This is a genomic window from Lentzea sp. NPDC060358, from assembly GCF_042725365.1.
Taxonomy (GTDB): Bacteria; Actinomycetota; Actinomycetes; order Mycobacteriales; family Pseudonocardiaceae; genus Lentzea.
The window spans coordinates 17,805-27,019 of record NZ_JBHXCW010000097.1; the positions used below are offsets into that span (position 1 = coordinate 17,805).

At 70.2% G+C, this 9,215-nt stretch carries 11 protein-coding genes; 6 read left to right on the forward strand and 5 right to left on the reverse strand.

What is annotated here, in order from left to right:
• Nucleotides 1-19: 19 nt before the first annotated feature.
• Genes ACFWGZ_RS21235 through ACFWGZ_RS21245 form a run of 3 tightly spaced genes read right to left on the reverse strand, consistent with a single transcriptional unit; the run spans nucleotide 20 to nucleotide 3,467 of the window.
• A complete protein-coding gene (locus ACFWGZ_RS21235) occupies nucleotides 20-1,510 on the reverse strand; it encodes a serine/threonine-protein kinase (RefSeq protein WP_382453274.1) in 1,491 nt (496 codons plus the stop codon).
• On the reverse strand, nucleotides 1,507-2,721 hold the full coding sequence (locus ACFWGZ_RS21240) for an FHA domain-containing protein (RefSeq protein ID WP_382453275.1): 1,215 nt from the start codon (nucleotides 2,719-2,721) through the stop codon (nucleotides 1,507-1,509). The genes ACFWGZ_RS21235 and ACFWGZ_RS21240 overlap by 4 nt, the downstream gene beginning before the upstream one ends.
• Entirely contained in the window at nucleotides 2,718-3,467 is a 750-nt protein-coding gene (locus tag ACFWGZ_RS21245; RefSeq protein WP_382453276.1) for a PP2C family protein-serine/threonine phosphatase, read from the reverse strand. The genes ACFWGZ_RS21240 and ACFWGZ_RS21245 overlap by 4 nt, the downstream gene beginning before the upstream one ends.
• A 160-nt stretch (nucleotides 3,468-3,627) precedes the next feature.
• On the opposite strand from ACFWGZ_RS21245, the gene ACFWGZ_RS21250 reads away from it, so the two are divergent.
• On the forward strand, nucleotides 3,628-4,332 hold the full coding sequence (locus tag ACFWGZ_RS21250) for a hypothetical protein (RefSeq protein ID WP_382453277.1): 705 nt from the start codon (nucleotides 3,628-3,630) through the stop codon (nucleotides 4,330-4,332).
• A 5-nt stretch (nucleotides 4,333-4,337) separates the two neighbouring features.
• Here ACFWGZ_RS21250 and ACFWGZ_RS21255 read toward each other — a convergent pair whose 3' ends face one another.
• Together ACFWGZ_RS21255 and ACFWGZ_RS21260 are read right to left on the reverse strand one after the other, a co-directional pair.
• Nucleotides 4,338-5,921 carry a PPE domain-containing protein gene (locus tag ACFWGZ_RS21255; RefSeq protein WP_382453278.1) on the reverse strand — a complete coding sequence of 528 codons (1,584 nt, stop codon included), beginning with the start codon at nucleotides 5,919-5,921 and terminating at the stop codon, nucleotides 4,338-4,340.
• Nucleotides 5,922-5,954: 33 nt separating this feature from the next.
• Nucleotides 5,955-6,335: a hypothetical protein gene (locus ACFWGZ_RS21260; RefSeq protein ID WP_382453279.1), complete on the reverse strand. Its 381-nt coding sequence runs from the start codon at nucleotides 6,333-6,335 to the stop codon at nucleotides 5,955-5,957.
• Between the two features lie 242 nt (nucleotides 6,336-6,577).
• Here ACFWGZ_RS21260 and ACFWGZ_RS21265 point away from each other — a divergent pair, with 242 nt between their 5' ends.
• Genes ACFWGZ_RS21265 through ACFWGZ_RS21285 form a run of 5 tightly spaced genes read left to right on the forward strand, consistent with a single transcriptional unit; the run spans nucleotide 6,578 to nucleotide 9,177 of the window.
• Nucleotides 6,578-7,405, forward strand: coding sequence for a hypothetical protein (locus ACFWGZ_RS21265; protein ID WP_382453280.1), 828 nt, complete (start codon nucleotides 6,578-6,580; stop codon nucleotides 7,403-7,405).
• A 12-nt stretch (nucleotides 7,406-7,417) separates the two neighbouring features.
• Nucleotides 7,418-7,741, forward strand: a complete 324-nt coding sequence (locus tag ACFWGZ_RS21270) for a WXG100 family type VII secretion target (protein ID WP_382453281.1) — start codon at nucleotides 7,418-7,420, stop codon at nucleotides 7,739-7,741.
• Complete coding sequence (locus tag ACFWGZ_RS21275) at nucleotides 7,738-8,238, forward strand: hypothetical protein (protein WP_382453282.1); 501 nt, start codon at nucleotides 7,738-7,740, stop codon at nucleotides 8,236-8,238. The genes ACFWGZ_RS21270 and ACFWGZ_RS21275 overlap by 4 nt, the downstream gene beginning before the upstream one ends.
• Nucleotides 8,231-8,734 carry a hypothetical protein gene (locus tag ACFWGZ_RS21280; RefSeq protein WP_382453283.1) on the forward strand — a complete coding sequence of 168 codons (504 nt, stop codon included), beginning with the start codon at nucleotides 8,231-8,233 and terminating at the stop codon, nucleotides 8,732-8,734. The genes ACFWGZ_RS21275 and ACFWGZ_RS21280 overlap by 8 nt, the downstream gene beginning before the upstream one ends.
• Complete coding sequence (locus ACFWGZ_RS21285) at nucleotides 8,731-9,177, forward strand: hypothetical protein (protein ID WP_382453284.1); 447 nt, start codon at nucleotides 8,731-8,733, stop codon at nucleotides 9,175-9,177. The genes ACFWGZ_RS21280 and ACFWGZ_RS21285 overlap by 4 nt, the downstream gene beginning before the upstream one ends.
• The last annotated feature ends 38 nt before the right edge of the window (nucleotides 9,178-9,215 follow it).

The window sequence follows — 9,215 nt, forward strand, 5'->3', positions numbered from 1 at the left end:
CCCGAATGCTGACGAACAATTATCCGCAGCTCTCCTGCGACCAGTCCGCGGTCGCGTTGCCGCCGTCCGCGCGCACCACTTTCACCTGCAGGCACACGGGTTCCGCGCCCTCGACGTCCACTTGCGGCTGCTTCTCGACACCGGTGCGCGCACCGTCCGGCGTGCGCCAGGAGAACGTGTCCGTCGCCTGCTGGGCCGAATAATTCCACGTGAAGCGGACCGTTTTCGCGTCCAGTCGCGTGGCCGTGATCGAGGGCCTGCCCGGTGGTGCGTCACCGGCACCGGCGTTCTGGTCGGGAGCGTCCTCGGTGAGCGTGGTCGCCGTGGAGCCGCCGACCGGCTTTTCCTGCCCTGACACCAGGAACACCCACACGCCCGCGATCGCGGCCACCGCCAGGAGGCACGTGAGGTAGAGGGGCCAGCGCCTGGGCCCGGGACTTCCCCCGCGTCCCGGCTCGGCGACGACCGGTGGCGACGGGCGGACCATCGTCTCCGGCTGCGCCTTGCGCGCCGTGGTGTGCGGCACCGGCCTCGGCGGCGGGAGCACCAGTTCGGGCGGTTTCCTTTGTGTCGGCGGGGAAACCGGCGGGGGCGGTGCGACGAACCGGGGAGCGGCCACCTGGGGCGAGGGCTCCGGCTCGGGTTCCGGCGCGGGCATGAGCTCGAGCTCGGTCTCCCGGAACCGTTGCGCCTTCTGGATCCTGTTCAGCCCGGCGGCGAACTCGTGCAACGACCCGGGCCGTGCCGCCGGGTTCTTCGCCATGCCGCGCAACAACAACCGCTGCAGGTCGGCGGGCCCGGTGAGCGCCTGGGGCAGCCACCCGCTCAAGATCCGCCGCTCGATCGCGTCCGGCGAGTTGTCCGCACCGGGCGGCATGAACGGCGAGTACCCGACCAGCAGGTGCCACAACGTCGCCGCGAAGGAGAACACCTCGGACGGGATGCCGTCGCGAACCGCGGTGGACCGGTCGAGCAGTTCCGGCGCCGACCACGGCAGCGACAACGCCACCTCGGCGTCCTCGGTGCGTTCGGCCAGGCGGCTCGCGATGCCGAAGTCGGTCAGGCAGGGGCGCCGGTACTCGTTCATGAGCACGTTGGCGGGCTTGATGTCGCGGTGCAGCATCCCGCGTTCGTGCGCGGTCTCGATCGCCCCGGCGATCTGCACGCCGATGTCGAGGACTTCCTTGACCGACAACGGGGAGCGGGCCGAGAGCTTCGCGAGGTCGCCGCCGGGGCAGTAGTCCATGACGAGGTACGGGCGCCCGTCCGCCGCGGTGCCCGTGCCGTACACGGTCACGACGTTGGGGTGCTTGCGCAGCTTCGCCATCGACTCGCCCTCGGCGATGAACCGCTCACGCACCGCCTCGGACAGTCCGGACGACTTCGGCACCTTCACCGCGACCTCGTCCTTGAGGTTGCGGTCGTAGTACCGGTGCACCATCGCGAACCCGCCGGCGCCGATGTCGCCGCGGTAGTCGAAGTCCTGGATCTGCGGCGGTCCCGCGCTCATCCGCTCACCTCGAAGGTGAAGTGGACCTGGTCGCCGAGCGTCACGCGGGTGCCGGGCGTCAGGAACTGCTCGATGTGCGGGGCGAGCTTCTCGGGCGGGCAGCCGGGGCGGGACACCGTCGTGCCGTTCGTGGAGCCGAGGTCGCGCACCAGCACGTCCCAGCCCGACAGGCGGACGTCGACGTGCGTGCGCGAGATGTCCGTGTCGTTCTCCCTGCCGACCTGGACGAGGTTCGCGCCCCTGCGGTCACCGCTCGGATCGCGGCCCATCACCACGTCGCGGTCGAGCGCGATGGTGTCGCCGTTGGAGAGCCTGAGCAGGCCCAGCACCGGCATGGCCAGCATCGCCGCGTCCTGGTGCGGCAACGCGACCTCGCACACCCGGCAGTGCACCGCGTAGTCGGAGCTGAGGTGCCCCTGCGGGCAGCGCTTCGCCCGCACCAGCCGTGCGCCACCGGTTTTGCCCGTGTGCAGCATCCGCGTGTCGTTGGGCGAGGCGCTGGAGCGCAGGACGGTCTCGGTGACCGGCTCGAGCTGCGGCGCCGGCACCGGTTGGGGCGCGGGCATCGGTTGGGGGGCGGGCACCGGTTGGGGGGCGGGCACGGGTTCTGCCCAGGCCGCCGTGGCGGAAGCCTGGGGCGCCCAGTCGAACGACTGGATCACGCCCGTCATCTGGGTGACCTGCGGGCGCGGCTCCTCTCGCACGACAGGTTCCTCCTGCAGCACAACGGTGTGCTCGACCGCGGGCACCACCGGGAGTGCCGGGGTCGCCGGTTGCGGCACGTCCGACACCGTCACCACGAGCTCGCCCGCCAGCACCACCCCGGCGGCGACCGGCAACGCGGGACCGCTCGCCCCCAGTGCGACGCGCAGCCGTGCCACGTCCTCGAGGTTGCGGTCGACCCACGTCCCCACACCAGCCGCGCTGATCTCGTCGACGGCACCGTCCTGGCGGACGACCTGCACCTGCGCCCCGCCGCGCACGACGGCGCGCCTCTCCGCCGCGGCGAGCCGGACGAGCGCGAAGCCGCTCACCGCGCGAAATCCCTCGTCCATGATCGCCGCGACGACCTCGTCCAGAGGCTCGTCCGAGCGCACCAGCTCCCAGCACCGGCGGACCAGCTCTGCCTCGGGTGCCACGGCCAGCAGCAGCCACGTGTGCTCCCCCACCACCGCGACCCACGTGCCCGGCACGTACTCGGCAGCGGTCATCGCGAACTCCGCGGCACGGTGTCGCAAGTGGACTCACGGGCCACGGGGTAGTCGACGACGAGCGCCGTGACGTTGTCCCGCGCACCGGCGGCGACAGCCCGGTGCACGAGAGCCGCGGCGGCGTCCTGCGCACCGGCGTGCTGCCTGAGCACGTCCTCGATCTCGCCGTCCGCCACCTCGTTCGTCAGGCCGTCCGTGCAGATGACGAACCGCTCCCCCGCGTGCGGCGGGAACAGCCAGAGGTCCGGGTCCGAGATGCCGGCGCTGCCGAGCACGCGCGTGACCACGTGCCGCCGCGGGTAGGTCCGCACCTCGTCGGCCGTCAGCAGTCCCGCCTCGACGAGTTCCTGCGCCTCGGAGTGGTCGACGGTGAGCTGCGTCAGCTCCGCGCCGTCGAACCGGTAGACCCGCGAGTCGCCGACGTTGAACACGACCCAGTGCGGCCTCTCGGACACCGTGACGAGCGAGATCCCGGAGACCGTCGTCATGCCGCCGTGCTCGGCCTCCTCCAGCGACCGCCCGGCCGCGGCGAGCGTCTCCCGCACGTCGTCCAGCCCGTGGCCGTCGAGCTCGTCGAGCTGCCGCAACCGCGCGACGAGGTGCGCACTGGCGACCTCCCCCGCGGCGTGCCCGCCGACCCCGTCCGCCACGGCGAACACCCGCCGGCCCGCGATGGCGTTGTCCTCGTTGACTTCCCGCACCACACCGGGGTGCGTCGTGACGCCGGTGCGAATCACCACGCTCACCCGCTTCCTCCGTTCGCCCGTTCGGACCTCTCATCGCTGCGCACCGGCCCGGTGTTAGGCGGAAAAGAAGACAAAAACTGGCCACGGAAAACAGGAAACGTCCGGCCGCGTTCCGGCGATGGTTCATCGGCCCCGTGGCCGCAGACGATCGAGGGAGGGCGTGATCGGACCTGATCAGCGAGGCGACAACGGCGCGTGGACGCGCAACCACGTGGACGAGAACCTCGGCAACACCATCCAAACGGGTGAAGCCCGGGGCGACGTCAACGTCGGCACCTCCACCTACCACTCCCGCACCACGACGATCAGCCTGCCCGCCGCCGGCGTGATCATCGGCGTGGTGCTGACCGTCGTGATCGGCCTGGTGGTGTGGAAGGTGGTGGCGACCGGCGACACCCCGACCGCCGCACCGACACCCCGGCCGACCGACACGGCAGCACAGGCCGACGCCACCACGCCCCCCACGACCAGCACACCGGCACGCACGTCCGCACCAGCGCGGGAGATCCGCCTGTCGGCCAAGACCGGCGTGGACGTCGACGGCGACGACTTCACCGCCAAACGCGCCGACGGCGCCAACGGCAAGACGGATCTCTATTTGAACGAGTACAACCTCTTGTACGCCAACGGAAGCAACTTCGCCGACGACCGCGGCCCCGAACAGCAGGCGCACGAACGCTGCACCGAGGCCATCGCCAACGGCGACAACACCGCCACCACGGTGCTCCCGGCCCTCACGGGGTCGCAGTACTGCTTCGTCACCTCGGACGGCCGCGTCGGCTGGCTGCGGATCAAGACCACGACGCTGTCGTCCTTCGACTCGTCGTCCTCCGTGGTCTTCGCCGTCCGCACCTGGCCGCGCTGAGCCGGTCAGTCGGCCCGGACCCGCGCCTTGGCCTTGGCCGCGCCGATGACCGACGGGGGCAGGTTCTCGCCGGGGACCTCGAACAGGTCGCCGCCCATGACGTAGCTGGCGGAGCGGTGTTCCTTGTCGTCGTCGCCCTTGCCGCCGGCGCCGGGTGCGCCGCCCATCGGGGCACCGCCCATGCCGGCACCCGCGGCGCCGGCCGCGCCGGGACCGGTCATGCCCATCGGCATGCCGCCGCGCATCTGGCCCTGCACACCCGCGGAACCACCGGGGGCCATCGACCCGCCCGCACCACCGGCACCGCCGCCACCCGCACCGCCACCGAAGGCACCGCTACCGGCACCGCCGCCGAAGGCACCGCCACCGCCGCCGGCTCCACCGCCCATGGAGGGGGTGAACGGCATGGGGCCGCCCTTCATGCCTGCGCCGCCGGCACCGCCGCCACCACCTGGGCCGCCACCGAAGCCGCCGGTCCCGCCACCGCCACCAGCACCACCGCCGAAGGCACCGCCGCTACCACCGAAACCACCGGCCCCACGGGGGCCACCGGTCCCGGCGGGACCCGGGTAACCGGGCGCGGACGGGGTGAACTTCGGGTTCTGCGGCAGGTAGTTCGGAGTGGTGACGTCCCTGCCGACGGCCGGGACCTTCGGGATCTGCGGCATCTGCGGCGTGTAGGTGCTGCTGCCACCACCGGCACCGCTGGTGACCGTGGTGCCCGTGCTCGCGGACGGGGCGTAGTTCGGCGCGGCCGGCGTGTACGTCGAAGCGGAGGTGTTCGTCGTGCCGGGGCTGTATCCCGGCATCTGCGGCGTGTAGCCACTGCCACCACCCGTACCCGCACCGCCACCGGCACCGGCACCGGCACCGCCGTTGACGTTCGGCGGCGAGGCAACGGCACCGGCACTCGCTGTCTGCGTGGACATGAACGCGTCCACGCCACCCAAAGCGGGAGCGGCGCCGGAGCGCGCCACGGCCATCACCGGCTCCTCGACCTGACCGGTGTTCGGGTTGAACGGCGGCTTGAACGCGGGCACCGACGAGTCGATCTGCCGCGAGCTGGTCTCCATCGCGGTCATCACCGACACCGCTTCGTCGTGCGCCGCACGGGAAACGGCGTTCGCCACCGCGATGTCCACAGTGGCCAGGAGGAAGGCGGTAGTGCCCGGCTGGGTCAGCGCGGCGGCCGCCCGCATCCAGTCGAACTCGACCGGGGCGGGCATCTGCGCGCGGGCGGACTCCATCACCCGGCCCTGGTCGGCGACCTTGCCGCCGACCTCCACCGCCGTCTTCGCGGTCTCGTCGACCCAGTCCCCGAGCTTCTTCATCGCGTCGCGGGCGGCCTCGGCGGCCGCACCCGTCCACTTGGACTCCGACGAGGTGATCACGGAGTTGATCGTCCGCGAGGCCTCGGTGAGCTCGTTGCCGTACTTGCTCCAGTCGGAGCTGATCTGGCCGGCCTGGCCGGGGTCGTTGTTGTTGTGCACCGCGGCGTAGAGCTCTTGGTGCGATCGCGACGCCCAGTTCTGGGGGTCCGTGAGGACCGGGACGTTCTCGGCCTCACCGGAATCCACATCGGAGAACACGACCGGCCCACCTCTCGACTCGTAGGGCATGACTCAGCTCTCGCCCATGTGCTTCTTGAGCTCGATCTGCTGTTCCTCGTCGAGGCGGGTGAAGTTCTCGATGGCGGTCACGATCGAGTTCTTCGTCTGCTCGAGGACCGTGCGGTACGCGGTCATGACGCTGACGAACGAGTACTGCTCACCCTCCGCCCGGTGGGTGAACTTGTCGCGCATCTTGTCGCCGACCGGGTTGGCGCCCAGCGGCGCCGGACGCGCGATGCTGGTGTTGGCGCGCTCGAGCCACGAGTCGACCTGGTCGATCTGGGCCTGGAACTGCTTGCGCAGCTCCTCACCCGCAGCCGGGTCGAGCTGCACCTGACCCGAGGTGACGGTGTCCTTCAGCGGGACAGCGTCGTTGTCACCGACGATGCGCACAGATCACACTCCCGTTGCCCTGCGGCACAGCCACATCTCCGCCGCCACCAGCTACACGGACGCGACCTCCGGTTGGTTCACACCGGTTTTCCACACCCTCCGCGCGTGTTCGGATGCGGATCAATCACCTAACAATTCTTTTACTCTCCGTATCAAATGGTCCATTTGATGGGCCGTAATTCATCCTTTCGCGGCATCGACTCGTGATCGTGTTGCTACTCTCCGAAACAGGGAGGTACTTCATGACAGAGGCCGACAGGGTGGACGGGGACCACGAGGCCCGGCTCGCGGAGCAGCGCCACCGGCTGGCTTTGGCGAGAGCCGGGTACACGCCGCCGGCGCCGGAGCCGTACGAGCTCGAGGACTCGGTCGCCACGGCGCCGGGGGTGAGCGTCGTGGTGCGGGACCGCCGGATCATCTGGCTCGACGTCCACCCGGACCTGCTCACGCAGCCGCCCGGCGCCGTGTCGGAGCCGCTGCGGACGGCCATCAACAGCGCCTTGGAGCAGTCGCTGCTCGACACGCCCGGCGCCGGTGACCCGGGACCCGACCTCGCCGCGCTGGGTCAGCAGCTCGCGGACTTCACCCGGCAGGGTGGTGAGGCGTTGCGCCGGATCCAGGGCCTGCTCGAGGCGTCGATGGCGAAGACCGGCATCCGCGGTGACAGCACGCCCCAATACGTCGACCACCTGTTCCAGGACGCGATGGACGTGGTGAGCTCCACGCAGGCGGCGTTGTCGGCGGATCCGGCGCCGATGCTCGTCGGTGAGGGCAGCGACGAGGACAACGAGGTCAACGCCGCCGTCGTCAGCGGCCAGGTCCACGCGCTGTCGCTGACCGTCGTCGCGCTGCAGTACCCGCCCGCGCAGCTGACGCAGTCGGTGATCCAGGCGGTCAACACCGCGTTCGACGAGTGGGAGCGCCTGGCGAGCGCCGCGGACCGGCCGGGGCTGGACGTCGCCGCGTTGCAGGCGATCAGCGACCAGGCCGAGAGGGTCCGCGACCAGAGCATGCAGCACCTGCGCTCCTACACGACGAACCTCACCTCGATCATGCGCACCATCGACTAGGGAGTGAGCACGATGTCCGGGATGGAAGTGTCCACCGAGATGATCGGTGGGTCCGCGAAGGAGATCCTGGGGACCGGCGATTCCCTGACGAGCGACATCGCCACGTTCCGCAGCCAGACCGAGGCGCTGACCGGCGCGTTCGGCGGAGACGAGCTCGGCTCGGCGCTGGGCACGATCTACCAGATCGTCTCCGAGGCCGCGTTCGAGTCCTTCGAGGACAACGCCGACGGACTTGCGGAGATCGGCCACAACCTGCAGGGCATGGCCGACGACTACGACGCCATCGAGGCCTTCAACCGGGACTCGTTCCAGCAGATCATGGGAGATTTGGGATGACCACCGGCATGATGCTGCCGCCGGAGCTGTCCGGGCTGCTCAACGCCCTCGGCTTCAACTGGCCCGAGAGCGACGAGGGCAAGCTCTTCGACCTCGGCGGTCTCTGGTCGGGCTTCGCCGACCGCCTCGGCCCCGCCGCCGCCACCGCCGAGGGGCACGCCCAGCAGGTGCTGAGCGGCAACAGCGGCGCGGCCATCGACGGCTTCAAGGCGTTCTGGAGCGACGACGAGGCGCCGAAGAAGAACCTCGAGGACGGCGCCACCGCCTCGTCGCTGATCGGCGCGGGCCTCTACGTGTGCGCGGGGGTCGTGGTCGCGCTCAAGATCGCCGTCGTGGTGCAGCTGGCCATGCTCGCGGTCCAGATCGCCCAGGCCATCGCCACCGCGGTGCCGACGTTCGGCCTCTCGCTGCTCGAGATCCCCGTCTTCAAGGAGATCACCTCGCTCCTCGTCGACCAGGCCATCGACCTCGCCATCAGCCAGGTGCTCAGTGCCTAAGGTCAAGAAGCCCAAGGCGAACAAGACCATCACCAACGCCGGGGTGTTCAACCCCATCGGCACGAAGCTGCGCACCGCGAAGCGCCCCGCGGGCAACAACAACGTCCAGGCGCTCGACGTCGACTCCTACATCAACCTCAAGAAGCGGGAGAAGGTCGGCGACAACCTGGAGCACGACCACATCCCGTCGTCGGCCGCGCTCAAGCGCGCCGAGGAGAAGCGGCTCGGCCGCAAGCTGACGAAGCAGGAAGCCGCCGACCTGCACAACAAGGCGAACGCGATCGAGGTCCCGAAGGACGTCCACGCGAAGAGCGACACCTTCCGCGGCAAGAACACGAAGCAGCAGATCGAGGACGACGCGGCGGACCTCAGCAAGGCCGCGAAGAGGGACTACGCTACGACCCGCGCCAACCTCATCGCGAAGGGCTACTCGGTCAAGGACGTCGACGCGGCTCTCGACAAGTTGAAGGCCGAGAACCTGAAGAAGGGCATATGACCACGGTTTCCGGTGAGATCACCGTATTTCTGGACGTGCTGGGCCTGCGCCAGGGCGACAGCCGCATCCTCGACGCGATCGTCCTCGTCGGACCCGCGATGGAGGTCAGCGAGTACGACTTCGACGGGGAGAAGTCCACGTACTTCGTCTTCAAGGAGGCCGGCACCGAACTCCTCTTCGAGGACGACGTCCTGGCCTCGGCGATGGTGCGGACCCAGCCGGATCCCGAGGACGAGACCTACGGCCAGTACCCGCGTCCCGGCGCGCTGGTGCAGGGGCTCTCCGCCACCGCCACCCGCGACGAGGTGACGGCGGCCCTCGGCAGTCCGGAACGCAGCGGTCCGAGCTTCGACCGGTTCCAGGTGGACAACCGCTACCTGCACTTCGAGTTCGGCGCGAACGGGCGGGTCGCCCGGATCTCCGCGCTGCTCGAAGCGGTCTAGCCGGCAGTTCCCCCACGGGCACGTCACCACGTCGGTGA

Coding starts and splice junctions, on each gene's coding strand:
- ACFWGZ_RS21240 (WP_382453275.1), bottom strand. CDS start 2,721: ATGACCGCTGCCGAGTACGTGCCGGGCACGTGGGTCGCGGTGGTGGGG.
- ACFWGZ_RS21235 (WP_382453274.1), bottom strand. CDS start 1,510: ATGAGCGCGGGACCGCCGCAGATCCAGGACTTCGACTACCGCGGCGAC.
- ACFWGZ_RS21275 (WP_382453282.1), top strand. CDS start 7,738: ATGACCACCGGCATGATGCTGCCGCCGGAGCTGTCCGGGCTGCTCAAC.
- ACFWGZ_RS21265 (WP_382453280.1), top strand. CDS start 6,578: ATGACAGAGGCCGACAGGGTGGACGGGGACCACGAGGCCCGGCTCGCG.
- ACFWGZ_RS21270 (WP_382453281.1), top strand. CDS start 7,418: ATGTCCGGGATGGAAGTGTCCACCGAGATGATCGGTGGGTCCGCGAAG.
- ACFWGZ_RS21285 (WP_382453284.1), top strand. CDS start 8,731: ATGACCACGGTTTCCGGTGAGATCACCGTATTTCTGGACGTGCTGGGC.